At 71.2% G+C, this 24,954-nt stretch carries 23 protein-coding genes and 1 tRNA gene; 13 read left to right on the top strand and 11 right to left on the bottom strand.

What is annotated here, in order from left to right; genetic code table 11:
- The 6 genes from IE269_RS10810 to IE269_RS10785 form a co-directional block, all read right to left on the bottom strand.
- Positions 1 to 1,167, bottom strand: coding sequence for a lipid-transfer protein (locus IE269_RS10810; RefSeq protein ID WP_189822615.1), 1,167 nt, complete (start codon positions 1,165 to 1,167; stop codon positions 1 to 3).
- A complete protein-coding gene (locus IE269_RS10805) occupies positions 1,164 to 1,601 on the bottom strand; it encodes a MaoC/PaaZ C-terminal domain-containing protein (RefSeq protein WP_189822614.1) in 438 nt (145 codons plus the stop codon). Before IE269_RS10805 ends, IE269_RS10810 begins: the two co-directional genes overlap by 4 nt.
- Positions 1,598 to 2,674 carry an acyl-CoA dehydrogenase family protein gene (locus IE269_RS10800; RefSeq protein ID WP_189822613.1) on the bottom strand — a complete coding sequence of 359 codons (1,077 nt, stop codon included), beginning with the start codon at positions 2,672 to 2,674 and terminating at the stop codon, positions 1,598 to 1,600. The genes IE269_RS10805 and IE269_RS10800 overlap by 4 nt, the downstream gene beginning before the upstream one ends.
- 5 nt (positions 2,675 to 2,679) lie before the next feature.
- On the bottom strand, positions 2,680 to 3,609 hold the full coding sequence (locus tag IE269_RS10795) for a bifunctional MaoC family dehydratase N-terminal/OB-fold nucleic acid binding domain-containing protein (protein ID WP_438817539.1): 930 nt from the start codon (positions 3,607 to 3,609) through the stop codon (positions 2,680 to 2,682).
- Positions 3,610 to 3,779: 170 nt separating this feature from the next.
- Positions 3,780 to 4,943: an acyl-CoA dehydrogenase family protein gene (locus IE269_RS10790; RefSeq protein ID WP_189822612.1), complete on the bottom strand. Its 1,164-nt coding sequence runs from the start codon at positions 4,941 to 4,943 to the stop codon at positions 3,780 to 3,782.
- Between the two features lie 246 nt (positions 4,944 to 5,189).
- Positions 5,190 to 5,501: a hypothetical protein gene (locus IE269_RS10785; protein ID WP_189822611.1), complete on the bottom strand. Its 312-nt coding sequence runs from the start codon at positions 5,499 to 5,501 to the stop codon at positions 5,190 to 5,192.
- Between the two features lie 305 nt (positions 5,502 to 5,806).
- Between IE269_RS10785 and IE269_RS10780 the strand changes: the two genes are divergently transcribed.
- Positions 5,807 to 6,682, top strand: coding sequence for a bifunctional DNA primase/polymerase (locus IE269_RS10780; RefSeq protein ID WP_189822610.1), 876 nt, complete (start codon positions 5,807 to 5,809; stop codon positions 6,680 to 6,682).
- 99 nt (positions 6,683 to 6,781) lie between these two features.
- Here IE269_RS10780 and IE269_RS10775 read toward each other — a convergent pair.
- A tRNA-Ser gene (locus IE269_RS10775) sits at positions 6,782 to 6,868 on the bottom strand.
- A gap of 43 nt (positions 6,869 to 6,911) precedes the next feature.
- On the bottom strand, positions 6,912 to 8,561 hold the full coding sequence (locus tag IE269_RS10770) for a S1C family serine protease (RefSeq protein WP_189822609.1): 1,650 nt from the start codon (positions 8,559 to 8,561) through the stop codon (positions 6,912 to 6,914).
- 311 nt (positions 8,562 to 8,872) lie between these two features.
- On the opposite strand from IE269_RS10770, the gene IE269_RS10765 reads away from it, so the two are divergent.
- The 3 genes from IE269_RS10765 (at position 8,873) to IE269_RS10755 (ending at position 11,502) form a co-directional block, all read left to right on the top strand.
- Complete coding sequence (locus IE269_RS10765) at positions 8,873 to 9,694, top strand: glycerophosphodiester phosphodiesterase (RefSeq protein WP_189822608.1); 822 nt, start codon at positions 8,873 to 8,875, stop codon at positions 9,692 to 9,694.
- Positions 9,695 to 9,780: 86 nt separating this feature from the next.
- Positions 9,781 to 10,368 (top strand): ATP-binding protein, encoded by a 588-nt coding sequence (locus IE269_RS10760; protein WP_189822607.1) that lies wholly within the window; start codon positions 9,781 to 9,783, stop codon positions 10,366 to 10,368.
- A 165-nt stretch (positions 10,369 to 10,533) separates the two neighbouring features.
- On the top strand, positions 10,534 to 11,502 hold the full coding sequence (locus tag IE269_RS10755; RefSeq protein WP_189822606.1) for a DUF5926 family protein: 969 nt from the start codon (positions 10,534 to 10,536) through the stop codon (positions 11,500 to 11,502).
- Positions 11,503 to 11,715: 213 nt separating this feature from the next.
- On the opposite strand, the gene IE269_RS10750 is transcribed toward IE269_RS10755, so the two are convergent.
- Both IE269_RS10750 and IE269_RS10745 read right to left on the bottom strand, forming a co-directional pair.
- Positions 11,716 to 12,264: a hypothetical protein gene (locus IE269_RS10750; protein ID WP_189822605.1), complete on the bottom strand. Its 549-nt coding sequence runs from the start codon at positions 12,262 to 12,264 to the stop codon at positions 11,716 to 11,718.
- A 237-nt stretch (positions 12,265 to 12,501) separates the two neighbouring features.
- Positions 12,502 to 13,188, bottom strand: a complete 687-nt coding sequence (locus IE269_RS10745) for a bifunctional DNA primase/polymerase (RefSeq protein WP_189822604.1) — start codon at positions 13,186 to 13,188, stop codon at positions 12,502 to 12,504.
- Positions 13,189 to 13,695: 507 nt separating this feature from the next.
- Here IE269_RS10745 and IE269_RS10740 point away from each other — a divergent pair.
- Together IE269_RS10740 and IE269_RS10735 are read left to right on the top strand one after the other, a co-directional pair.
- Positions 13,696 to 15,186: a PP2C family protein-serine/threonine phosphatase gene (locus tag IE269_RS10740; protein ID WP_189822603.1), complete on the top strand. Its 1,491-nt coding sequence runs from the start codon at positions 13,696 to 13,698 to the stop codon at positions 15,184 to 15,186.
- Between the two features lie 129 nt (positions 15,187 to 15,315).
- Positions 15,316 to 16,806, top strand: a complete 1,491-nt coding sequence (locus IE269_RS10735) for an aminopeptidase P family protein (RefSeq protein WP_189822602.1) — start codon at positions 15,316 to 15,318, stop codon at positions 16,804 to 16,806.
- Between the two features lie 34 nt (positions 16,807 to 16,840).
- Here IE269_RS10735 and IE269_RS10730 read toward each other — a convergent pair whose 3' ends face one another.
- Positions 16,841 to 17,293 carry an ATP-binding protein gene (locus tag IE269_RS10730; protein WP_189822601.1) on the bottom strand — a complete coding sequence of 151 codons (453 nt, stop codon included), beginning with the start codon at positions 17,291 to 17,293 and terminating at the stop codon, positions 16,841 to 16,843.
- Between the two features lie 238 nt (positions 17,294 to 17,531).
- Between IE269_RS10730 and IE269_RS10725 the strand changes: the two genes are divergently transcribed.
- From IE269_RS10725 to pheA, 7 genes are all read left to right on the top strand, one after another.
- Positions 17,532 to 18,398 (top strand): hypothetical protein, encoded by an 867-nt coding sequence (locus IE269_RS10725; protein WP_189822600.1) that lies wholly within the window; start codon positions 17,532 to 17,534, stop codon positions 18,396 to 18,398.
- Positions 18,399 to 18,554: 156 nt separating this feature from the next.
- The gene (locus IE269_RS10720) at positions 18,555 to 19,313 is read left to right on the top strand and encodes a YcnI family copper-binding membrane protein (RefSeq protein WP_189822599.1); all 759 of its coding nucleotides are present in this window, start codon (positions 18,555 to 18,557) and stop codon (positions 19,311 to 19,313) included.
- Positions 19,314 to 19,342: 29 nt separating this feature from the next.
- Positions 19,343 to 20,008: an SCO family protein gene (locus tag IE269_RS10715; RefSeq protein ID WP_189822598.1), complete on the top strand. Its 666-nt coding sequence runs from the start codon at positions 19,343 to 19,345 to the stop codon at positions 20,006 to 20,008.
- Positions 20,005 to 20,556 (top strand): copper chaperone PCu(A)C, encoded by a 552-nt coding sequence (locus IE269_RS10710; RefSeq protein WP_189822597.1) that lies wholly within the window; start codon positions 20,005 to 20,007, stop codon positions 20,554 to 20,556. Before IE269_RS10715 ends, IE269_RS10710 begins: the two co-directional genes overlap by 4 nt.
- A 17-nt stretch (positions 20,557 to 20,573) precedes the next feature.
- Positions 20,574 to 22,538: a copper resistance CopC/CopD family protein gene (locus IE269_RS10705; protein WP_189822596.1), complete on the top strand. Its 1,965-nt coding sequence runs from the start codon at positions 20,574 to 20,576 to the stop codon at positions 22,536 to 22,538.
- A gap of 74 nt (positions 22,539 to 22,612) precedes the next feature.
- Complete coding sequence (efeB, locus tag IE269_RS10700; RefSeq protein ID WP_229897565.1) at positions 22,613 to 23,845, top strand: iron uptake transporter deferrochelatase/peroxidase subunit; 1,233 nt, start codon at positions 22,613 to 22,615, stop codon at positions 23,843 to 23,845.
- A gap of 82 nt (positions 23,846 to 23,927) precedes the next feature.
- Positions 23,928 to 24,863, top strand: a complete 936-nt coding sequence (gene pheA, locus IE269_RS10695; protein WP_189822595.1) for a prephenate dehydratase — start codon at positions 23,928 to 23,930, stop codon at positions 24,861 to 24,863.
- The last annotated feature ends 91 nt before the right edge of the window (positions 24,864 to 24,954 follow it).

Below are 24,954 nucleotides of genomic sequence, written 5' to 3'. Positions count from 1 at the left end.
TCAGCAATCGGCGCCCAGGATCAACCCGGATGTGGGAACCCCGGTGCCCGCCGTCACCAGCGTCCGCTCCGCACCCTCCACCTGGTTCACCGAGGTGCCGCGCAGTTGCCGCACGGCCTCGGCTATCCCGTTCATGCCGTGCAGGTACGCCTCACCCAGCTGGCCGCCGTGCGTGTTCAGCGGCAGGGCGTCCGCCGCCACGAAGTCGGCCGCCTCGCCCGGCTTGCAGAACCCGAACTCCTCCAGCTGCATCAGCACGAACGGCGTGAAGTGGTCGTAGAGGATCCCCACGTCGATGTCGGACGGCGCGAGCCCGGACGTGCGCCACAACTGCCGCGCCACCACGTCCATTTCGGGCAGCCCGGTGAGGTCGTCCCGGTAGAAGCTGGTCATCGCCTCCTGCCCGCGCCCCGCCCCTTGGGCGGCGGCCACGATCACGGCGGGCGGCTGCGCGAGGTCACGGGCCCGCTCGGCGCTGGTCACCACGATCGCCTGCCCGCCGTCGGTCTCCTGGCAGCAGTCCAGCAGCCGCAGCGGCTCCACGATCCACCGCGAGGCGGCGTGATCGGCGAGCGTGATCGGCTTCCCGTGGAAGTACGCGGCCGGATTGGTCGCCGCGTACCGCCGGTCGGTGACCGCCACATGCCCGAACGCCTCGGGGGTCAGCCCGTACGCATGCAGGTACCGCTGCGCCGCCATCGCCACCCAGGAGGCCGGGGTCAGCAGCCCGAACGGCAGCGCCCACCCCATCGCCGCCCCCTCCGCCGAGGGCTCCCTGCGCTGCACCCCGGACCCGAAGCGCCGACCCGACCGCTCGTTGAACGCCCGGTAGCAGACCACCACTTCGGCCACCCCCGCCGCCACGGCCAGTGCCGCCTGCTGCACGGTCGCGCAGGCCGCGCCGCCGCCGTAGTGGATGCGGGAGAAGAACGACAGCTCGCCGATCCCGGCCGCCTGCGCGACGGTGATCTCCGGGCTGGTGTCCATGGTGAAGGTGACCAGACCGTCGACGTCCCCGGGCACCAGCCCGGCGTCGTCGAGCGCCGCGTGCACCGCCTCGACGGCCAGCTTCAGCTCGCTGCGCCCGGAGTCCTTGGAGAACTCGGTCGCCCCGATCCCCACGATCGCGGCCTTCCCGCCCAGCTCGTCCGCCCTGCGGATGCTCATGCGCGCCCCTCCCCCTCACGGACCGCTCCGAACGCCACCCTCACCGTGCCGGTGACGTGATGGCCGATGCCGTTGGCGCCGACGACACGGATCTCGGCCGTGCCCGTGGAGTCGTCGACCTCGGTGACGGTCCCGCGCAACACCATGGTGTCGCCGGGGTAATTGGGCGCACCGAGCCGGATCTTCACCGCCCGCAGCCGGACCCCGGGGCCGAGCCGGTCGGTCACGTACCGCCCGACCAGCCCGTTGGTCGTCAGGATGTTCATGAAGATGTCCGGCGACCCCTTCTCCCGCGCGGCCTCGGCGTCGTGATGCACGTCCTGGTAGTCCCGGGAGGCCACCGCCCCCGCGACGATCAGCGTCCGCGTCACCGCGATCTCCAACGGCGCCAGCTCCGCACCGGCCTCCAGCTGCCCGACCCCACCGGAACTCATCCCTCCACCCCTTCCTCCACGAGCAGTTCTCCGAGCCCCTCCAGCGCCTGGCCCCCGCCGCCCAGGTAGGCGTCGATCTGCCGCCCCCAGAGGAAGTGCCGGTGCACGGGGTGCTCCAGGTCGGCGCCCATCCCGCCGTGCAGGTGCTGGCCGGCGTGCACCACGCGCCGCCCCGCCTCGGACGCCCACCAGGCCGCGGTCAGCGCGTGCGTCGCGTGCGGGAGGCCTTGGTCGTACCGCCAGGCCGCCTCGTACGCCGTGACCCGGATCGCCTCGGTGTCCATGTGCGCGTCGGCCGCCCGCAGTTGGACGCCCTGCTTGGTGGACAGCGGCCGCCCGAACTGCTCCCGCTGCGAGGTGTACTCGGCGGCCCGCGCCACCGCCCCCGCGCAGACCCCGGCCTGGAGCCCCGCGTACGCGATCGTCGCCGCCCTGCGCACCCTCTCGTACGCCTCCGGGCCCGGCCCGCCCAGCCGCTCGGCCCGCGCCCCGTCCAGGGTGAGCCGGCCCGCCGCCCAGGGCGCGGTGGTCTCCACCGGCTCCACCCGGACCCCGGCCTCCTCGGCCCGTACGAACCACAGCCCCCGCTCCGCGTCCGGCACCAGCACATGGGTGGCGTCCCGCAGCCACGGCACCACCGGCACGACCCCGGACAACGCACACCCGTACGAGCCATCGCCGGATTCCGCACCGCCGCTCACCCGAACGTGTCCGGGCCCGCTGGCCGAAAACGCACTCACGGCCACCAGGGAGCCGTTTCGCAGCCCCGGCCCCATCGTTTCCCGCTGTTTTCGCGTCCCGAATGCACCCATCGCGAGCAAACCCGCGACTCCGGTGGCCGCGAACGGAACCTGAGCCGTCGTCCGCCCCTGCTCCTCCAGCAGCAGAACCAGCCCCAACAGCCCGACGGACTCCACCGCTTCGAGCAGTCCGGCCTCGCCCAGCCGCTTCCACAGCTCCGCGTCGCTGCCCGTACCGGCCGCGGTCAGCCGCTCGTGCGTGGACAGGTCGCCGAAGATCCGCGCCGCCAGGTCCTGCGCGGCCTGCTGCTCCTCGCTCGGAGTGAAGTCCATCCCGCTCACCCCTCGCCTTCCGCGTCGCCCGCACCGGCTGAACCGTCCACGACCCGGAACACCGGAAGCTCCAACTCCGCGTCGAACCGCCGGAACTCCGCCTCGACCCGCATCCCGATCCGCACCTGCTCGGCCGGCACCCCGACCACGTTGCTGATCATCCGCACGCCCTCGGCCAGCTCGATCAGCCCGACCGCGTACGGCGGGTCGAAGGCCGGGAACGCCGGGTGGTGCATGACCACGTAGGAGAAGACCGTGCCCTCGCCGCTCGCCTCGACCGTGTCCCAGCGCGCCGAACCGCACCCGTTGCATCCGGGCAGCCACGGGAATCGGAGCAACTCGCACGTCTCGCAGCGCTGGATCAGCAGCCGGTGGTCGGAAACCCCCTTCCAGAAACCGGCGTTGTCGCGGTTGATCACCGGCCGCGGCCGCAGCGCGGGAGACGCGTCCTTCCGGGACTCCGCCCCGGGCACCACCCGGGGTTCCGCGTGCTCCTGCTTCGCCGCTCCCTGTTGAGTTGTGCTCGCAGCCGGGCCGCTGCGGCGTTCCTTCGGGGCGTACTTGAGGATGCGGAAGCGGTGCGTGCCCGCCAGCTCCCCGTCGCCGAAGACGTCCATCCGGGTCGTGACGAAGTACCCGGTGCCCAGCTTGGTCGTCTTGCGGTCGGACACCGACTCGATCACCGCGTCGAAGGTGATCCGCTGTCCGGGCCGCAAGTCCCGCACGTACTCCTGCTCGCAGTCGGTGGCCACCACCGCCGTACACCCGGCGCCGTCGAGCAGCGCGAACAGGTCCTCGTACGCCGACGAGCGATCCGTGTGCCCGGACAATCCGCCCATCGTCCAGGCTTGGAGCATCGTCGGCGGAGCTATCGCGTCCGGCCCTTCGTATGCCGGACTGGTGTCTCCCATCGCTTCGCACCAGTGCCTGATCATCGGCTCGTTGACCAGGTCCTTGCCCACTGCCGAGGAGGCCGCCGTCTGCCCCTCGTACTTCTTCAAACGAGCCTGGAATCCGGCATGTTCCCGATCGTCGTAACTTTCTGTGACGAATTTCCGAGATCCCGTACCGCCCGTAATCGCCCCGTCCGTAATCGCCCCGTCCGTCACCGCTTGGTCCTCCGCATCCCGAGCCGCATGGTCGCCACGATCTCCCGCTGCACCTCGCTCACCCCGCCGCCGAAGGTGTTGATCTGCGCGGCCCGGTTCATCCGCTCCAACTCCCCGTCGCCGAAGGCCCCCGGCGAGCCGGCCCGCACCAGGCCCGCGTCGCCGACCACTTCCTGGCAGAGCCGGTAGACGGCGACCGCGCTCTCGGTGCCGACGAACTTCACGCCGCTCGCGTCGCCCGGCGCCAGCGCGCCCGCGCCGACGTCGCCGACCAGCCGCCAGTTCAGCAGCCGCACCATCGCCAGCCGGGCATGCGCCTCGGCCAGCCGGGCCCGCACCCAGGGCCTCTCACCTGGCCTTTCGCCGGTGTCCGGGTCGACGCGCCGAGCGTGGGCCAAGGCTTCTTCGTACGCGTCCTCGGCCTGCATCCCGATGGCGGCGAGGGCGACGCGCTCGTGGTTGAGCTGGTTGGTGATCAGCCCCCAGCCCTCGTTCTCGGTCCCGACCAGATTCCCGGCCGGGACCCGGATCCCGTCGTAGTACGTGGCGGTGGTGGTCAGGCCGCCGACCGTCTCGATCGGCGTCCACGAGAAGCCGGGCGCGTCCGTCGGGACCAAGACGATCGATATCCCCCGGTGTTTGGGCGCTTCGGGGTCGGTGCGGCAGGCGAGCCAGATCCAGTCCGCGTTCTGGGCGTTGCTGGTGAAGACCTTCTGCCCGTCGATCAGCCACGCGTCTCCGTCCGCCGACCGCACGGCGCGGGTGCGCAGCGACGCGAGGTCCGTTCCGGCCTCCGGTTCGCTGTAGCCGATGGCGAAGACGAGTTCGCCGCGCAGGATCCGCGGGAGGAAGAAGTCCCGTTGGGCGTCGGTCCCGTACTTCATCAGGGTCGGGCCGACCGTGTTGAGCGTGACCATCGAGACCGGTGCGCCCGCCCGGTACGCCTCGTCGAAGAAGACGAACTGCTCGTCCGCGCCGCGGCCCTGGCCGCCGTACTCCTTCGGCCAGCCGAGTCCGAGCATCCCGTCCGCGCCGATCCGCCGCAGCAGATCGCGCTGTGCGGTCGCGTCCGTCGGCGGTCCGTCCGGCATCAGGGCGCGGAAGTACGAACGGAGCTCGGCGCGCAGTCGCTGCTGGCGCTCGGTGGGGGCGAGGTGCACGGCGATGGCCTCCGGCGGTGTTCCGGACGTACACGAGAAGGTTTCTGACTGTCCGTCAGATCCCAGCGCCCTGTCAAGGTCACGCACATCGGAACCGGCGCCGGAGCCGGCACCGGAACTGACACCGGAGCCGGTGCCGGATTGACCCCCGGCCGCACGCGGAAATGCCTGTGCGGCGGCGCCGAAGCACCGCCGCACAGGCAGTCGTTCACCCCGCAGCACAGACCCCCATCAGGCCGCGCAGTACTACCAGAGCTCGGTGAAGTTCACCGCGACGTTCTCGTTGCCCTGCTGGATGGACGTGTCGTCCGAGCCGTTCACCGCGGCGGTGTTGTTCTGGTTCGAGGCGCCGGCACCGGTGGCCACCTGCTGCGTGGTGACGGAGTTGCCGTTGTTGGTGCCGCCCACGCCGGTGCCGTTCTGCGTGGCAACGGTCGCGTTCGATCCGTCGTCCGCGAAGGAGCCGTTGTCGGCGGTGGCAACACCGGTGAACAGGGCGGCCGCGAGGGGGAGAGCGGCGACAGCGGCGATGACGCGGGCGTTACGGATACGTGCCATGTCAATTCCTCCAGGAACTGTTAAGTACGGCTTGTTCCGAGGAAGTTGGCCGACTGCCTCGGTGCTGGTGACGACGTCGCGAGATCAGATTGACCCACCGAATCCCCGGCGAACCACCCACCACGCACTTATTCGCTCGCAAGCGTGAGGTTTTGTCGATAAACCCTCAACCTCACCCCAAATCCCCCATCTATCGGCCAAATGGCCCACAGGGATCAGTAACCCCATAAGAGGAAAGGTTTCGGCACATTTTTAGCCAACTTTTCCGGCTTCCCTAACTCGAACATTCGTACGACTATGGGGTCATGGCCACTCCAGACCGGCTCACCGCCACCCTGGCCCTCGCGCACGCGCTCTCGGCCGCCGAGCGCGGCCTGCCCGTCATCCCGCTGTCCAGGACCAAACTCCCGGCCCTGCCCTCGCCGCACCGCGACGAGCCCCCCGCGCCGGGGCCGCCCTGTCGCGGCGCCTGCGGCTTCCCCGGGCACGGTGTGCACGACGCCTCCACCGACCCGGTGGTCGTCCGCGCCCTGTTCGCCGCCGCCCCCTGGGCCACCGGTTACGGCATCGCCTGCGGCCGGCCCCGGCACCACCTCATCGGCCTCGACCTGGACACCAAACACGGCGCCGACCCGCTCGCCGCCCTCCAAGACCTGGCCCGGGAACACGATTTCACGCTCCCTGCCACCCTGACCGTGCTCACCCCCTCCGGCGGCCGCCACCTCTGGCTGACCGGGCCGCCCGACGTCACGGTGCCCAACTCCGCGAGCCGCCTCGCACCGGCCATCGACGTCCGCGGCGCGGGCGGCTACCTGGTCGGCCCCGGCTCCCTGACCTCGGCCGGTGTCTACCGCCTGGCCCCCGGCACGGCGCACCTCCCGGCCGCCCCGTGCCCGCCGCCCCTCCTCGCGCTCCTCACCCGGGAACGCCGCAAGCCGCCGCCGTCAGCCCCGTTACGCAACGCCAGCGGCCACGGCCTCGTGGAATTCGTCCGCACCGCCCGCGAGGGCCAACGCAACACCCGCCTCTTCTGGGCCGCCTGCCGTGCCTACGAGAACGGAATCGGCGAAACCCTCACCCCCGCCCTCACCGAGGCCGCCCTCCAGACGGGCCTCACCCCGCAGGAAATCCACTCCACCCTCGCCTCGGCCGCCCGGCTCTCCGCGGGCACGCGCGCGTAGACACACCGCGGGCGCGTGCACAGGTGCACTTTTCCGAGCGCACCTGTGCACGCGAACGGCCCCCGACCGGATGCCTGGTCGGGGGCCGTTCACTCACTGCGGTGGGTGTGGGATTTGAACCCACGGTGACATCGCTGCCACGACGGTTTTCAAGACCGTTCCCTTAGGCCGCTCGGGCAACCCACCCTCGCGTCACCGACCTGCGGGGACGCGAGGACAGCCTAGCCGGTCAGCTGTCGCCCTCGCGTGCCTGGAGGGTTACTTCGGTGGTGGACTCCTTGCCGCCGCGGGTGTAGGTCAGCTTGACCTTGTCGCCGGGCTTGTGGGTCCAGATCTCGCTGATCAGGGTCGGGCCGCTGTCGATGACGCGGTCCTCGAACTTGGTGATGACGTCACCGGGCTTGAGACCCGCCGCCGCTGCCGGGCCGTTCGGGGTGATCGCCGGGGTGTTGCCCGCACCCGATTCGGAGATCTTGGCGCCCTCGCCCTTCTGGTCCATGGCCACCGTCGCGCCGATCATCGGGTAGACCGGCTTGCCCGTCTTGATGAGCTGCTCGGCGACCGTCTTGGCCTGGTTGATCGGGATGGCGAAACCGAGGCCGATGGAGCCCGCCTGGCCGCCGCCGGTGCCGAAGCCGCCGCTGGGGACGGACTGGATCGCGGAGTTGATGCCGATGACCGCGCCGCGCGAATCCAGGAGCGGACCACCGGAGTTGCCGGGGTTGATCGAGGCGTCCGTCTGGAGGGCGCTCATGTACGACGCCTTGTTGCCCTGGCCGTCGCCGGAGGCGACCGGGCGGTCCTTGGCGCTGATGATGCCCGTGGTGACCGTGTTGGACAGGCCGAAGGGGGCGCCGATGGCGATCGTCGCGTCGCCCACGACGACCTTGTCGGAGTCGCCGAGGGGGAGCGGGTTGAGGTCCCCCGCGTTCTTCAGCTTGATGACGGCGACGTCGTAACCCTGGGCGCGGCCCACGACTTCGGCGGCGTACTTCTTGCCGTTGGAGAAGGTGACGGACAGTTCGCCGCCGTCGGCGGCCGAGGCGACCACGTGGTTGTTGGTGAGGATGTGGCCCTGCTTGTCGTAGACGAAGCCGGTGCCGGTGCCGCCTTCGCCGCTGCCGCTCTGCGCGTCGATGGTGACGACGGAGGGCAGCGCCTTGCCCGCCACGCCCGCGACACTGCCGGGGTCGCGCTTGAAGTCCTGCGGGTTGCCCGCCGCGGAGATGGTGGTGGAGCCGCCGGGGGAGTTCGCCTCGCGGTTCGCGGCCCAGAAACCGATGCCGCTGCCGACACCGCCTGCCACCAGTGCGGCGACCAGGACGGCGGCGATCATTCCGCCGCGCCCCTTGCGCTTGGGCGCGGGGGGCTCCTGGCCCAGGGGGGCGCCCCAGGGGTCGCCGCCGCCGTGACCGCTGCCGCCGTGACCGCCGGTGCCGTGACCGCCGCTGCCGTGGTGCGCGTCACCGCCGGTGCCGCTGCTGTATGCGGTGCCGTACGTCGGGAACGCGGGCGGCGGCGGGGGCCAGGCCGCTCCCGGGGCACCGGGGGCCCCCGGCGCTGGGTGCTGGGGGGCGTGCGGAGCCGGGGGCTGGTGGGCCGGGGGCTGGTGGGCTGCGGGCGGCGGGGTCGCAGGGAGTTCCGCCGTGCGCTCCGGGGCCGGTGCGACAGGGGCCTCCTGAGCACCAGCGCCGGTGACAGCGTCGGCCGGAGCACCAGCACCGGTGACAGGAGCACCGGCGTCGGCAGCACCGGAGCCAGGTGCACCGGAGCCGGGTGCACCGGTGACCGTCGACGCGTCCTGTTCCGTGGCCGGGACGGGAGACGGCGGTACGGACGGGGCGGCCGGTACCGCAGTGCCCTCGTTCTCGGTGCTCACAGCTCTCTCCTCGGTTCCACGTCGTCCTGCTTCTGATGATCCGGCACGTTCCGGGATCCTTCGTCCCGCTGTAGGCCGTTTTTCCCGCTGTGCACGTGTGTGCTGTCAGCTTTTCCCACAGCACGTCAGAGCACTGTAAACGGGACCTGTGCGTCCGCTCTTCATCCTTTATTCCGGACTAATGGGACGCACCCGGAGGCCTCCCCCGAAGCGGCCGAACGGCCCCGCGACTGCCTCACGAGCCCCTCGCGGCTCCCGTTCCCCGCACCGCTTCGCGTACACCTGCCCGCTGTCGGTGACACCATGACGCGGTGACCCACGCACGACAGCAGACCATCCAGGTAGTCGCCCACCGCGGAGCCTCCGAGGAGGCCCCCGAGCACACGCTGGCCGCGTACCGGAAGGCCATCGAGGACGGGGCCGACGCCCTGGAGTGCGATGTGCGCCTGACCGCCGACGGCCATCTCGTCTGCGTGCACGACCGCCGGGTCAACCGCACGTCGAACGGCCGGGGTGCCGTATCCGCCCTGGAACTGGCCGACCTCGCCGCGCTCGACTTCGGTTCCTGGAAGGGCATCGAGGAGAGCGGCGAGCGCCCGGACCGCGACCCGGACCGCGGCGAGCTCATCTCCGTACTGACTCTGGAGCGGCTGCTCGAACTCGTCGCGGACGCGGGCCGGCCGATCCAGTTGGCCATCGAGACCAAGCACCCCACCCGATGGGCCGGCCAGGTCGAGGAGAAGCTGCTGGAGATGCTGGGGCGCTTCGGCCTGGACGGGCCGCCGAAGGAGGCGGGCGATCCCGCGCCGGTGCGCATCATGAGCTTCTCCGCGCGCTCCCTGCACCGGGTGAGCCTGGCCGCACCCGCCATTCCGACGGTGTACCTGATGCAGTTCGTGACGCCCCGGCTGCGCGACGGGCGGCTCCCCGCGGGCGCCCGGATCGCTGGCCCCGGCATGCGGATCGTGCGCAACCACCCCGGCTACATCGCCCGCCTGCACCGCGCGGGGCACCGGGTGCACGTCTGGACGGTGAACGAGCCGGAGGACGTGGACCTGTGCGTGCGTCTCGGTGTGGACGCGATCATCACCAATCGCCCCAAGCAGGTGCTCGCGCAACTCGGTCGCGCCTAGTGCAGGGACGCCGACCTGGACCCACTGCTGGGAGTGCACCGGCGCATCCGTACCGGATTCGATCGTTACGAGTGCATCATTGGCCAATGCTTGGCCGGTTTCCGGTCCAGGCCATTGGGGAATTCACACCGTGGCGTGGGGCGAAGGAGGTCTCGGGGGTGGCGTTGATGGAGGCACAGGAGGTGCCCACGTCGTCGTGCATGGCCATTCCGCATGGCCCTGCCGGCGTGGGCGCGGCAAGACACCAGATGCGTACGGAACTGCGCACGCAAGGGGTGTCCGAATCGGTCGTCGATGATGCGGTTCTGGTCCTTTCCGAACTACTGAGCAATGCCTGTCGGCACGGCAGGCCCCTGGGGGCGGCGGAGGTCGGCGACGGGGACGTGCGGGCCGCGTGGGGCGTCGGCCCGACGGGGCGGCTGACCGTGGAAGTGACGGACGGCGGCGGTCCGACCCGCCCTGTTCCGGCCACTCCCTCGGTGACCGCACGGGGCGGCCGCGGGCTGAACATCATCAGCGCGCTCGCCCGCGACTGGGGCGTACGGGACGACCGTACGTCCGGCGAGGTGACGGTGTGGGTGGTGCTCGAAGAGAGCGACCGGCACAGCGACTTCGCCACACGCGTCGCACCACCGGCGCTGGACTTCGCGGTCCCGTTCGACGATCTGGGCTGAAAGCACAGCACCGGTGCCGGCGACGCGATGTCCCTGTCACCGGTGCTGGTGCTCACTGCGCTCATACCGCGAGCACCGGCACCGGTGCTCGCGGCACGAAGGACGTGCTCCCCATTGCGGCTAGGCTCGCGCCGACACCGCACTGCCGCAATGGGAGAAGCACGCATGGCCAAGAAGCGCCCGCAGACCAAGGCCGCCAAGCCGCAGAACACCAGCAACGAGCCCGTGCCGGTGGTCGGGGCGCGCGAGCCCTGCCCGTGCGGCTCGGGCCGCCGTTACAAGGCTTGCCACGGCCGCGCCGCCTCGCACGCCGTGACCGAGCTGGTCCAGCGCCCCTTCGAGGGCCTGGCCGGGGAGTGCGACTGGGTCGCGCTGCGCGAGCTGGTCCCGGCCGCGACGGTGGAGCTCACCCTCAAGGGCGGCCTCCCCGAGGGCGTTCCGTCGGTGACCCTCGCGACGGTGCTGCCGATGGCGTGGCCCGCGCTGCGCCGCGAGGACGGCTCCGTCCTGCTCGGCCTCCAGAACGACACCCCCTCCGGCGACCTGAGCCGCGACCTCGCGCACACCCTCCAGCGGGCGCTCGTCGCCGAGCCCGGCAACCCGGTCACCGCCGACAAGGCGCCCGCCGACGGTCCGCGCCTCCAGGACCTGCTGGACCCGGACGCCGCGTTCGCGCCGGACGTGCACACGGGCTTCGAGTTCTGGGTGCCGGACGCGGAGAACGCCAACGCCGAGGTCACCGCCTCCCTGGAGCGTGCCAACGCCGCCGCCATCCCGACCGTACGACTGACCGGTGTGGACAGCGCGTACTGGTGCGAGACACCCGAGAAGAACCACCTGCGGTGGGCCATGCCGCACCCGGAGGAGAAGCTCCTCGACGCGCTGGCCCGGCTGCACGCCGCGGGCACCTCGTCGCTGGGCGAGAACACCCGTCTGGTCGGCTCGTTCCGGGCGCACGGAATCATCGTTCCGGTGTGGGACCTGCCGAGCGCGATGACGGCGGAGGAGTGCGAGAAGCCCGCCGCGGAGTTCGCCGAGCGGCTCGCCGTCGCACTCGCCTCGGACGCCCCGCTGACGGCCGAGGAGCGGCGCTCGCGCGGCGGCCTCACCAACCGTCAGGTGACGCTGAGTTGATCCGCCGGAGGGGCTCCGCGGGGCCTCTCCGTTGCACGTCGCACAACGGGACGGAGCGGGCGCAGTGACTCCGGTCACAGTGGACCGTACTGACGAGTAAATCCCTGTCTGAATACACGAGATCGAATTTGCGAACAGCAGATCTCTTGTTACCGTTCTAGGAGCCCGGTCGCTGGTGCATCCCCCGTCGCCAGCGATCGGGCCTTTCAGTTCTTACGGCCCTGCCGGCTCCGGTGAGTTGCTCCCCGAGCGCAGCAGCAGCGGCCCGTCTCCCCGACCCGCGAATTCCGCCACCGCCGTGTACGGCTCGGTGTCCGCTTCCGTGCCCTCTTCCGCCGCCGACTTCTTCGGCACCTTCTCGCGCGGCGTCTCGCACGACCCCGGCTCGTCGTCCGCACCCACCGCGCAGCGCATCCGTACCGTGCGCCCGGCCGGACCCATCAGCGTCAGTACGGCGTCGAGTTCCTCCCCGGTGGCGTTGCGGTAGTACGCGCGCGCCCAGGTCTCGCCCTTCTCGGTGAGCACACAGGTCTGCGCCTCGACGCCGTCGGGGGAGGTCACCTCGGGGCCGCACCGGGTGCGGGTGCGCCCCAGGAGGTCGGTCTCGCGGGGCTTCTGGTCGTCCGCCACGGGCGGCGCCCCGGCCGGCGCCCTCTCGGGTTCGGCCGGGGTACCGGGGGCGGGTCCTGCGGAGGCTCCCGCGAACGGCAGCAGAACGGTGAACACCACGACGGCCGAAAGCCCGATCATGCGGATATTCAAGGGGAGTCCCACCTGTCAACTGCCGGGAAATTCGTGACGGTGGGCCGAAGATATCGACGGATGGCGCGCGGCTTGCCGGTCGCGCGCCCAATTCCGCTGAACTCGCGCCGTCTCACACCCTTACGAGTGAGCGGCGCACGGCGGTTAACGCCGTTGCCGCTCACCGGGCGCGACGTCAGCGGGTGACGTCAGTGAGCCACGTCAGCGGGCGACGTCAGCGGACGACAGTGGCCGACGTCAGTACGCGAGCCTGCTGCCGCCGCCGGGGGCACCGCTGCTCGCCACCACCAGGGCGTCCAGCACGGTCTCCACGTCCGGCAGCCAGGGGCGCCCGTCCTTGCCGGGCGCGGGTTGCCGCTCCCAACGCACCTGCCCCGCACCCGTTTCGGCGGGCGGCAGCACCAGATAGCCGCCGTCGCCGTGGAACCTCAGGGAGGAGGGCACCCGGTCCTTCGCGTACAGGAGTTCACCGAGCCGCTCCAGGGAGTAGGGGGACACCAGGAGCGACCACCGCGTGGGTGTCGCCACGACCGGCCCCAGGTTCACTCCCATCCGGTCCAGCGCCACCAGCGCCCGTGCGCCTGCCAGCGCCGGGAGACTGAGCGCACAGGGGGCGCGCCCGCCGGTGGCGAGCACCACCGGTGCGTCGGGGCGCTTCTCCCACCACCAGCGCACCATGCGCGCATCGGTGGTGGCGGCCAGCAGCCCGGGGTCGAAAGGGTGCGCGCCGGGCACCACGCACTCGGGATCGGGGCAGGCACAGCGCACCGCTGTGCCCGCGCGGCCGCCGGCCGCCGTCAGCCCCACGCCCGGGAGCACCGGCCACTGCCAGTCGGTGGCGCAGGTGAGCGCCGTACCGGGCAGAACTGGCCGCTCGCTTCGCCGGAACCGGAGCCTGCGTCGCCTTCCGAGGATCTCGCGCATGAGCGCTCGTTCCTTTCCGTTGAACGCCGAGGTCCACATGACACCATGTGTGCATCACTTGACTGCGCGTGCTGGGGACGTACTTGACTCACGTACTCACTGCGCGTACTTCGGGACGTACAGAGCCACTGAACAGCCTGCGGTACGGCAGCCCCACAGGGGCCGAGCGCGGAACGTGGCGGGGGGTGGCGCGCACAGGGCGCTTCCCCGTCCCCGAGGGACGACGCCTACGTTTCCGGTGGTGCTGATCCCTGGTGCTTGACGGTCATCGGGGACGGTGCCGGGCCCACAGCGGATAGGACGCCTGCGCCCGCCGCCGGGTTCCGGGTCGACGGCGGCACTGCCGCAGTCCCCCGGTCATCACCTGATGCAGATACCCAGCGCGGCCCGATATGACGCGCTGTCGAACGCCCTCAGTCGACCGCAAATATGTGTACGGTGCTGCATTTTCACGCCAAGTACGCATTCCACTGTTTCCCCAGGGACACCATGAATCCCTCCAGGACAATGCTGGACATCGCCTTACATGTGCGTGTAGATGTGGATCTATTGATAGCGGCGCAGAATGACATGGGGGTTTGCGATGCTATTGAGCGAAACGCACCAGGCGGAAAGCCGGCTGACATGAGCGCCCCGAACGTGCCGAAAGTGGCCGGAATCGATCCACTGGTTCCGCCCCCCACGCAGACTCCCGCGCCTGCGGGAGCGACCTCCGCTCCTGCGGGAGCAGTGATCCAGGACCGGCTGGCCGGCTGGGTCTCCGACCTGACCACCCTGCACGAACTCACCGAGCGCCTGATGGCGACGGGTGCGCTCGACGAGGCACTGCACGAGGTGCTGCGCGCCGGAGCCGCCCTCGTCGGGGCCCGCCGGGGCCTCGCCGTGCTGGAGCCCGCCGACGGCCTCGGGCCCGCCAGCACCGTCGGTTTCGGCCTCGCGCACGCCGACCTCGGCCACATCGAGACGGTGCCGCGCGACGCGACCGCGTACGGGCGTTTTCTGGACGGCACCGCCGAGCCCGGCGACAGCGACCCGAGCGCCAGCCCCGACCTGCTGCACGAGGAGGGTCTGGACCCGCTGCACCGCGAGGTCGCCGACCGCCTCGGCTACGCCGCCAGTTACGCGCTCCCGCTCACCGGGTCCTCCGGGCGGCTCGGTGCGGTCGTGTGGCTGTACGACGAGCCCGCCGAGCCGATGGAGCGCCAGCGGCACCTGGTGGGGCTCTACAGCCGGTACGCGTCCGAGCACCTGACCCGGCTGCTGGAACTGGAACGGGCACGCACGCGCGTGGCCACCCTCACCGAGGAGCTGCTGCCCAGCCGCCTGCCCCGGGTGTCGGGCGTACAGATGGCGGTACGGCACCGGACGGGACCGCGCGGCGGCGGCGACTGGTACGACGCTCTGCCGCTGCCGGAAGGGGCGCTCGGCCTGGTGGTCGGTTCCGTCACCGGCGCCGGGCCCAGCGCGACGGCCGCCATGGGACGGCTGCGGGCGAGCCTGCGGGCGTACGCCGTCATAGAGGGCGAGGACCCCGTCGCCGTACTGTCCGATCTGGAGCTGCTGATGCGGCTGACCGAGCCCGCGCGCTCGGCCACCGCGCTGCTGGCGTACTGCGAGCCGGCCAAGCGCAAGATCGTGCTCGCCGGGGCCGGGCACACGCCGCCGCTGATCATCGGCGAGCGGCGCACGGAGTACGCGGAGACGTCGCTGTCGGCGCCGCTGGGGATGCTCTCGTGCTGGGAGGCGCCCAGCGTGGAGATCAGCCCGAACCCGGGCGAGACCGTGCTGCTGTACACCGACGGTCTGCTGCACCGCACCGGCGACCCGATGGACCGCGCCTTCGCGCGGCTGCACGCGGCGGCGGCCGGCGTGCCGAAGACGATCCGCGACGACCCGGGGGCGATCTGCGACCACGTGCTGCGCACCGTGCTGCCCGACGGGCTGGACGAGGTGGACTCGGCGGAGGACATCGTGCTGCTCGCGGCGCGTTTCGACTGAGGTCCGCACGGGTCGGGGACTGATTTCTCACAGTTATCCACAGGCTGGGGAGGGTTCGACCGCACGGACATACGATGGAGGGCCAGGAGGCGGGAAACCCCTGGCCCTGTGTCGTATGAGGAGATTGTCGTGTCTGAGGAGCTCAAGCCGGAGACCCCGGAAATCGTGGACGGCGAAGCAGCCGAGGCCGCCGAGGAAGAGCCCATCAAGCAGCGCAAGAACGGGCTGTACCCGGGTCTGTCCGACGAGCTCGCCGAGAACATGAAGTCGGGCTGGGCCGACACCGAGCTGCACGACCTGGAGCCGATCGCGCAGGCGCAGCACACCGCCGCCCGTCGCGCCGCGCTCTCCGCGCGCTTCCCGGGCGAGCGCCTGGTGGTCCCCGCGGGCAACCTCAAGACGCGTTCCAACGACACCGAGTACGCCTTCCGCGCCTCCACCGAGTACGCGTACCTGACCGGCGACCAGACCCAGGACGGCGTCCTGGTGCTGGAGCCGACCGCGTCCGGGCACGACGCGACGATCTACCTGCTGCCGCGCTCCAACCGGGAGAACGGCGAGTTCTGGCTGGACGGCCAGGGCGAGCTGTGGGTCGGCCGCCGCCACTCCCTCGCCGAGGCCGAGCAGGTGCTGGGTCTGCCCGCCAAGGACGTCCGCGAGCTGCCGAAGGCGCTGCGCGAGGCCACCGGCCGGGTGCGCAACGTGCGCGGGCACGACGCGGGCATCGAGGCGGCGCTCGCCGATAAGGCCACCGCCGAGACGGACGAGGAGCTGCGCGTCTACCTCTCCGAGGCCCGCGTGGTGAAGGACGAGTTCGAGATCGGCGAGCTCCAGAAGGCCGTCGACTCCACCGTCCGCGGCTTCGAGGACGTCGTGAAGGTCCTCGACAAGGCCGAGGCCACCTCCGAGCGCTACCTGGAGGGCACGTTCTTCCTGCGCGCCCGTGTCGAGGGCAACGACATCGGCTACGGCTCGATCTGCGCCGCAGGCCCGCACGCCACCACCCTGCACTGGGTGCGCAACGACGGCGCGGTGCGCTCCGGCGACCTGCTGCTGCTCGACGCCGGTGTGGAGACCCACACCCTCTACACCGCCGACGTGACGCGCACGCTGCCGATCAACGGCACGTTCTCGCCGCTCCAGAAGAAGATCTACGACGCGGTGTACGAGGCCCAGGAGGCCGGCATCGCGGCGGTCAAGCCCGGGGCCTCGTACCGCGACTTCCACGAGGCCGCACAGCGCGTGCTCGCCGAGAAGCTCGTCGAGTGGGGCCTCGTCGAGGGCCCGGCCGAGCGTGTCCTGGAGCTGGGCCTCCAGCGCCGCTGGACGCTGCACGGCACCGGTCACATGCTGGGCCTGGACGTCCACGACTGTGCCGCCGCGCGCCGCGAGGCGTACGCCGACGGCACGCTGGAGCCGGGCGTGTGCCTGACCGTCGAGCCGGGCCTGTACTTCCAGGCCGACGACCTGACGGTGCCGGAGGAGTACCGGGGCATCGGCGTCCGCATCGAGGACGACATCCTGGTCACCGAGGACGGCAACCGGAACCTGTCGGCCGCGCTGCCGCGCCGCTCCGACGAGGTCGAGGCCTGGATGGCGGCGACGAAGGCCGCCCAGTAGATCCGTACACCCGCCGTATGAGGGCGCGCTTGCTTCAGGAGGCCTGGAGCAGCGCGCCCTCGCGCCATTTCAGGATCTTGTCGAAGCTGACCACCGCGCCCCGGCCCGGCCGGTTGCGGAAGTGCACGTGGTCGGCGAGCTGCTCGATGAGGCACAGCCCGCGGCCGCTCTCGCGCAGCTGCGCCATGGCCCGGCCCGCACCGCGTCTGCGCACGGCGGGGAAGCCCGGGCCCGAGTCGGTGACCTCGATGCGGCACGTGTCGCCGTCGAGGTAGGCGGTGACCCGGTAGGCCGCGCAGTGCGGGCCGGGTTCGTCGTCGCCGCCGTGCTCGACGGCGTTGGCACAGGCTTCGCTGAGTGCGACCGAAAGGTCGTAGGAGATGTCCGGATCGACGCCCGCGGTGTTCATGCTGTCGAGCAGAAGACGGCGGGCGAGCGGAACGCTCGCGGCTTCGCGCCGCAAGTGGAGTGACCACCAGATGCTCATGCTCCAGCCTCCTGGCTGCGGCTCGACATACGACTACCTATTGCCGCCGACGGTGGTCGGTAAGCCAGGAATCGGTGCGAGAGCGCTCGTTCGGCGGATGCGCGCACCCCGTGCGCCGGTGTAGCAGGGGCCGTTGCGGGGACCTCCGCACCGGGCGGGGCCGTGACGTACCGGACCATTGTGAGCTTCCGGACCTGCCCGGTCCGCTACGGGGGCGCAGTGCGATGATGGCTCCGCCATGTCACAGCCTCTCGCCCCTGCGGGCGCACACGACCGGGTCGCTCCGCGACTCGCCAGGGCCGCGGTGTTCGCCGCGGTCTGCGTCGTGCTGTCCGCGCTCGGGCACGTGCTGGGCTCCACGGCGACCGTGCCGTGGTGGACCCTCGCGGTGGGCTTCACCGGGGTGTTCGCGCTGGCCGCGCCGCTGGCCGGACGCACGCGTTCCCTGCCCGGCATCACCTTCGCGATGACGGCCGGACAGCTCGCGCTGCACGCCCTCTTCGGCGTCGGCCAGAGCCACGCGGGCTCGGTGCAGGGCGGCGGCGAAGGCCCGCTGTCCGGGCTCGCCGCGCAGTTGATGTGCGGCGGCGACGCCGGCATGAGCGAAGCCGAGGCGCGGAAGGTGCTCGCCACGGCGGGCCTCGACCCGGCCTCCGGTGCGCACGCCGCACACGGAGCGGGCGCGTCCGGAGCGTCGTACGACGGTTACGACGCGCTCGGTACGGGCGGTGGACAGGACATCGGCGCCACGGCGGTCGGCTGTCTGCACTCCCTGGTCCCCAGCCTTCCCATGCTGCTCGGTCACCTGCTGGCCGCGCTCGCCACCGGCTGGCTGCTGCGGCACGGCGATCTCGCGCTGCGCCGGCTGGCCCGGCTGTCCGCGTACGGGGCGCACGAAGTGGCCGTGCGAGGGCTCGTACGAGCCCTGCGTGCTGCTTTCGCGCTGGTACGCGCCCTGTGGGCGGGGCTTTCCGGCGCGCCCACGTGCGGGCCTCTGACGGTGCCCGCGCCCTTCCTCGTCCCCGTGCGCACGGGCGAGGAGGACCTCCAGCACTCGGTGATCAGGCGCGGGCCGCCCGCGACGGCGTTCTCCCTCGCTGCCTGACACGACCCCTCGCGTACGTATGCGGAGTGGGTCGTGACTCCGGTGCGCCTCGTTTCGGCGCGTGCCCCGATGGCCCACGTTTCACGTGAAACATCGACGCGCCTGTCGAGGTGTGCCCCTCACCCGATCCACTTCTGCCATGTGGGGTTCACAGTCATGAACGCAAACCGTCGCACCCGTATCTCCCGCCTCTCCGCCGTCGGCGTCGCCGCGGCCGCATCCGTGGTGGTGCTCGCCGGGCCCGCCTTCGCGCACGTCAGCGTGCAGCCAGTCGGCGCGGCCGCCAAGGGCGGTTACGCCACCGTCAACGTGAAGGTCCCCAACGAGCGCGACAACGCCTCGACGGTGCAGCTCGAAGTCAGCTTCCCGGTCAAGGAGCACCCGCTCACCTCCGTGATGCCGCAGGCGGTCCCCGGCTGGACCGTGAAGGTCGAGAAGACCACGCTCGACAAGCCGCTGAAGGTGCACGGCAAGGAGATCAAGGAAGCCGTCTCGAAGATCACCTGGACCGGCGGGAAGATCGGCCCCGGTGAGTTCCAGCAGTTCCCGCTCTCGCTCGGCCAGCTCCCCGAGGACGCCGACCAGCTCGTGCTGAAGGCCATCCAGACGTACGACAACAAGGAAGTCGTCCGCTGGATCGAGGAGCCCAAGGAGGGCCAGCCGGAGCCGCAGAGCCCCGCGCCCGTCCTGAAGCTGACCGCGCCCGTGGGCGACGGGCACGGCGCGGCGGCCACCGACGACAAGAAGGCCAAGGACTCCACGGCCTCGGACAAGCACGACGACGGCAAGAAGGAGACCGCGAGCGCGGCCTCCGCCAGCGACACCACCGCCCGTGTGCTCGGCATCGTAGGCATCATCGTGGGTGTCGCCGGTGTGGCCTTCGGGGTTCTCGCGGGCCGTCGCCGGGCCTCCTGACCCACCCCCTCAAGAGTTCCAGGATTTCCATGCGCAAGAAGAACGTGCTGGTCGCGGCAGCTCTCGTCGCCGCGGCCACACTCACCCTGTCCGCGTGCGGCGGCGACTCCTCCCCGAAGAAGGAGAGTGGCCAGGCGGCCACGAACGTCACCCCCACCGAGGAGAAGGCGGCGACGGTCCTCGACCGGCCGTACACCAAGCCGAACCTCGTCCTGAAGGACACCAACGGCAAGGAGTACGACTTCCGCGAGGCCACCAAGGGCAAGCCGACGCTGATCTACTTCGGCTACACCAACTGCCCCGACGTGTGCCCGCTGACGATGAGCAACATCGCGGTCGCGTACAAGAAGCTGCCGAAGGCCGACCAGGAGAAGCTGCGCGTCGTCTTCGTGACGACCGACCCGGAGCGTGACACGCCGAAGGAACTCGGCAAGTGGCTCAAGGGCGCGGGCAGCCCCGACTTCATCGGGCTGACCGGCGACTTCCCGACCATCCAGGCCGGAGCCCGACAGCTGGGCGTCAGCATCGAGCCGTCCACCAAGGACAAGGACGGCAAGGTCACGTCCATGCACACCAAGCAGGTCATCGCGTTCTCGCCGAAGACCGACGCGGGGTACCTCCTCTACACCGACGAGGCCACCGCGGACGACTACACCGCCGATCTCCCGAAGATCGTCAAGGGAGAAACCCCGTGAACACCCGCACTACCCGCACCACTCGTTCCACCCGCTACACCACGCGTCTCACCGCCTTCGCCGCCATAGCCGTGGCGGGGTCCCTGGCGCTGACCGCGTGCAACGGCGACGCCAAGACCGACGCTCCGGCCGCTGCCAAGACGACCGCCCCGGCGGCCGACAGCAAGCCGAAGATCGAGGTCAGCGGCGCGTTCGTCCCGGAGCCCGCCATGCCCGACATGGCGGGCGGCTTCCTCACCGTCAAGAACTCCGGCGCCGTCGGCGACCGTCTGAAGTCCGTCACCGCCTCCGCGTTCTCGGGCAAGGCCGAGATCCACGAGACGACGGCGGACGGAAAGATGAAGGAGGCGAAGGAGGGCTTCCCGGTGTCGGCCAACGGCACGCTGGAGCTCAAGCGCGGCGGCAACCACATCATGTTCCTCGATGTGAAGAAGAAGCCGAAGAAGGGCGACAAGATCGCCGTCGAGCTGCACTTCGAGAAGGCGGGGACCGTGAAGGTCGACATGCCGGTGGAAGCAGCCACCCACAACCCGAAGCAACACCACTGAGGGGCTGAGGACTCACCATGACGGACACCGCCCCGCGCTTCGGGCCCTCGGCGACCTCCACCTCCACGGCAGTGCGTGCACTGCTCGTGGTGGTCGCCCTGTTCGGCGCGCTGTTCGTGAGCGCCGGCCCCGCCGCCGCGCACGCCGCGCTCACCGACAGCAACCCGAAGGACGGGGCGGTGGTCGCCACCGCCCCCAAAAACATCACCCTGAACTTCTCCGAGCAGATCCAGCTCGGTGAGGACGCCATCCGCGTCCTCGACCCCACGGGCAAGCGCGCCGACACCGGCGAAGTGCTCGACCTGTGCAACGGCAACCTCGTGCAGTACGGGGTCGCGCTGCACAAGGGGCTCCCCGACGGCACGTACACCGTCGCCTGGCAGGCCGTCTCGGCGGACAGCCACCCCATCTCCGGCGCCCTCACCTTCTCGATCGGCGCCCCCTCCGAGAGCAGTGTCACGCTGCCCTCGCAGGAGGCCGGCGGCGGTGTCGTCGGCGTGCTCTACGGCATCGCGCGATACGCCGCCTACGCCGGATTCATCGTCCTCGTCGGCGGTGCGGCCTTCGTACTGGCCTGCTGGCGGCGCGGGGCGGCCGAGCGCCCGATGCAGCGACTGGTGGTGCGCGGCTGGCTGCTGCTGACCGCCGCGACGCTGCTGATGCTGCTGCTCCGGGGCCCGTACACCGGGTCCGGGGACCTCTCGGGGATCTTCGACCTCGGGGCGCTCAAGACCGTACTGACCACCAAGACCGGTGCCGCGCTGGTGTCGCGGCTGCTGCTGCTCGGTGCGGCGGCGCTGTTCGTCGCGGTCCTCTTCGGGGCGTACGCGAAGAAGGTCGCCGGTGGTGACGAGGGCGAACTTCCCGAGGACGACGAGGACTCCTCCCGCAAGGACCTCACCTTCGGCCTGGCCCTCGGCGGCGGCGTCGTGGCGGCGGGCATCGCCGCGACCTGGGCGATGTCCGAGCACGCCTCCACGGGACTCCAGCCGGGCCTGGCGATGCCCGTCGACGTCCTGCACATGCTGGCGGTCGCCGCGTGGCTGGGCGGGCTCGCCGCGCTGCTGACCGCGCTCTACCGGTCTCCCTCTCTGGAACGTACGGCGGTACGGAATTTCTCCCGGCTCGCCTTCGGCAGTGTCGTCGTGCTCGCCGCGACCGGGCTGTACCAGTCCTGGCGTCAGGTCGGCTCCTGGGAGGCGCTCTTCGGAACGGCCTACGGGCAACTGCTGCTGGCGAAGATCGCTCTGGTCGCGGTGATGGTCGCGGGCGCGTGGTTCTCCCGCCGGTGGATCGGGCGGATGGCGGAGCGGACCGCTCCGGAGGCCGAGGCCGAAGCCGTGGTCAGTGAGCGGGAGGAGGCCCGGGCGAAGGAGGAGGCCGAGTCGGTCACCGTGCCCGCCGATCCGGAGCGGGCCGCGCAGCTCGCCCGGCAGCGGGCCGCCATGAGCACCGCCCGCGCCAAGCGGGTCCGCGACGCCGACCCCGAGCGCACCGGGCTGCGCCGCTCGATCCTGCTGGAGGCCGGGGTCGCGGTGGTGCTGCTCGCCGTCACCACCGTCCTCACCAGCACCGAACCGGGTCGTACGGAACTCAAGGAGGCCGGGCGCAACAACACGTCCGCCCCCGCGGTCGCCGACCGGCCCGTCGACCTGAACATGCCCTTCGACACCGGCGGCGCGAACGGCAAGGGCACCCTCCGCCTGCAGGTCACCCCGGGCCGCACCGGCAGCAACGCGCTGCACGTCTGGGCCAACTCGCCCGACAACAAGCCCGTGGACGCACCCGAACTCAAGGTCGCGTTCACCAACGAGGACAAGCAGATCGGCCCGCTGCCGGCCGTCCCCGACAAGCTCGCACCCGGACACTGGAGTGCGAGCGGTGTGCAGATCCCGATGGCCGGGACCTGGAAGATCGACGTGACGATCCGCACCTCCGACATCGACCAAGTGACCGTTTCCCAGAACGTCAAGATCGGCTGACCGGCGTGACCGACACCCCTTCTTCCTCCTCTTCCGAGGGCTCTGAGACCTCTGAGGCCTCGTCCTCCCCGGCCATCTCGCGGCGCCGGCTGCTCGGCACCGCGGGTACGGCCGCGGCGGCCGGGCTGGTCGTGGGCGCGGCGGGCGGCGCGGGAGTCGCCGCCGCGGTCTCCTCGGGGGACGAGGCGCCGGCTGCGCTGGCCTCGCTGGGCACGACCAAGGCGATGTTTCACGGGAAACATCAGGCCGGAATCACCACTCCGCTCCAGGCGCGCGGCCATCTGATCGCCTTCGACCTGGCTCCCGGGGCGGGGCGCAAGGAGGCCACGGCGCTGCTGCGCCGCTGGTCGGAGGTGGCGAAGCAGCTGATGGCGGGGCGGCCGCTGGCCGGGGGCGACACCGGGGTGGCGTTCGACGCCGGTCCGTCCTCCCTCACCGTCACCTTCGGTTTCGGGCGGACCTTCTTCGACCGTACGGGGCTGGCCGCGAAGCGCCCGGTGGAGCTGGACCCGCTGCCGGACTTCTCCTCCGACCACCTCGACGCCCGGCGCAGCAACGGCGATCTGTGGGTGCAGATCGGGGCGGACGACGCGCTGGTCGCCTTCCATGCGCTGCGGGCGGTGCAGCGGGAGGCGGGGGACGCGGCCCGGGTGCGCTGGCAGATGAACGGCTTCAACCGCTCGCCCGGTGCGACCGCCGCGCCCATGACGACCCGCAATCTGATGGGTCAGGTGGACGGGACGGGCAACCCCAAGCCCTCGGAGCCGGACTTCGAGAAGCGGATCTTCGTGCCGGAGAAGGGCGGTCCGGCCGGTCAGGAGTGGATGGCGGGTGGTTCGTACGCGGTCGTACGGCGCATCCGCATGCTGCTGGACGACTGGGAGAAGCTGCCGCGGGACGACCAGGAGCAGGTCATCGGGCGGCACAAGAAGGACGGTGCGCCGCTGACCGGCGGGGACGAGTTCACCGAGCCGGACCTCCAGAAGATGGGGACGAACGGCAAGCTGGTCATCGCCTCCGACGCGCACTCCCGGATCTCGGCCCCGGAGCAGAACGGCGGCGCGGCGATGCTGCGCAGGCCCTTCTCGTACCACGACGGCATCTCGGCGGACGGGGTGCCGGACGCGGGGCTGCTGTTCATCTGCTGGCAGGCGGATCCGATGCGTGGGTTCGTGCCGGTGCAGCGGAAGCTCGACCGGGGTGACGCGTTGTCGAAGTTCATCCGGCACGAGTCGAGCGGCCTGTTCGCGGTGCCTGGCGGGCCGGGCGAGGGCGAGTACGTGGGGCAGCGGCTGCTGGAGGCGTGAGGCGCGGGACGGGTCCCGAGAGGGGCCGTGCGAAGGATGAGACGGCTGAGCCGTGTCCCGTACCGCCCATTAGGGTGACCGTATGTCAGCGACGCGCTACGCCTATCTCGGCCCCGAGGGCACCTTCACCGAGGTCGCCCTCCGTACGCTCCCCGAAGCCGCCACCCGTGAACTCGCACCCATGGTGTCCGTGCCGGCCGCGCTGGACGCGGTGCGCAGCGGCGAGGCGGCGGCGGCCCTGGTGCCGATCGAGAACTCGGTGGAGGGTGGCATCACGGCGACGCTGGACGCGCTGACCTCGGGCGAGCCGCTGATGATCTACCGCGAGGTGCTGCTGTCGATCCGGTTCGCGCTGCTGGTGCGGCCGGGGACGAAGCTGCAGGACATCAAGACGGTCACCGCCCACCCGGCGGCGCAGCCGCAGGTGCGGAACTGGATCAAGGAGAACCTGCCGGACGCGGTGTGGGAGTCGTCGGCCTCCAACGCGGACGGTGCACGGCTGGTGCAGGAGGGCCGGTACGACGCGGCTTTCGCGGGCGAGTTCGCTGCGGCGACGTACGGGCTGGAGCCGCTGGTCACCGACATCCACGACGCGGTGAACGCGCAGACGCGCTTCGTGCTGGTGGGGCGGCCCGCGCGGCCTGCCGCGCCGACCGGGGCGGACAAGACCTCGGTGGTGATCTGGCTGGGTCCCGACCGGCCGGGTGCGCTGCTGGAGCTGCTCCAGGAGTTCGCGGTGCGCGGGGTGAACCTGATGCTGATCCAGTCGCGGCCGACGGGTGCGGGGATCGGGAACTACTGCTTCGCGGTGGATGCGGAGGGGCACATCGCGGACCGGCGGGTGGGCGAGGCCCTGATGGGGCTGAAGCGGATCGCGCCGAAGGTGCGGTTCCTGGGGTCGTATCCGAGGGCCGGGGTGGCTGTGGAGGACGTGGCGGAGCTGCGGCACGGGACGTCGGACCGGGAGTTCACGGAGGCGTCGGACTGGCTGGCGCGGGTCCAGGACGGGCGGGGCTGAGGGCGGGCCGCAGGGCACCGGAGGTTTCCCACAAAGTTATCCACAGGGCGGGGGTGTGGGTTGGGGACAAGTCGACAACGTAACGCGACAT

Origin of the sequence: Streptomyces spiroverticillatus (assembly GCA_014650415.1) — a bacterium.
Classification (GTDB): Bacteria; Actinomycetota; Actinomycetes; order Streptomycetales; family Streptomycetaceae; genus Streptomyces; species Streptomyces spiroverticillatus.
Note: the sequence above shows the minus strand (reverse complement) of the source record. Positions and strands in the feature narration are given on the sequence as shown.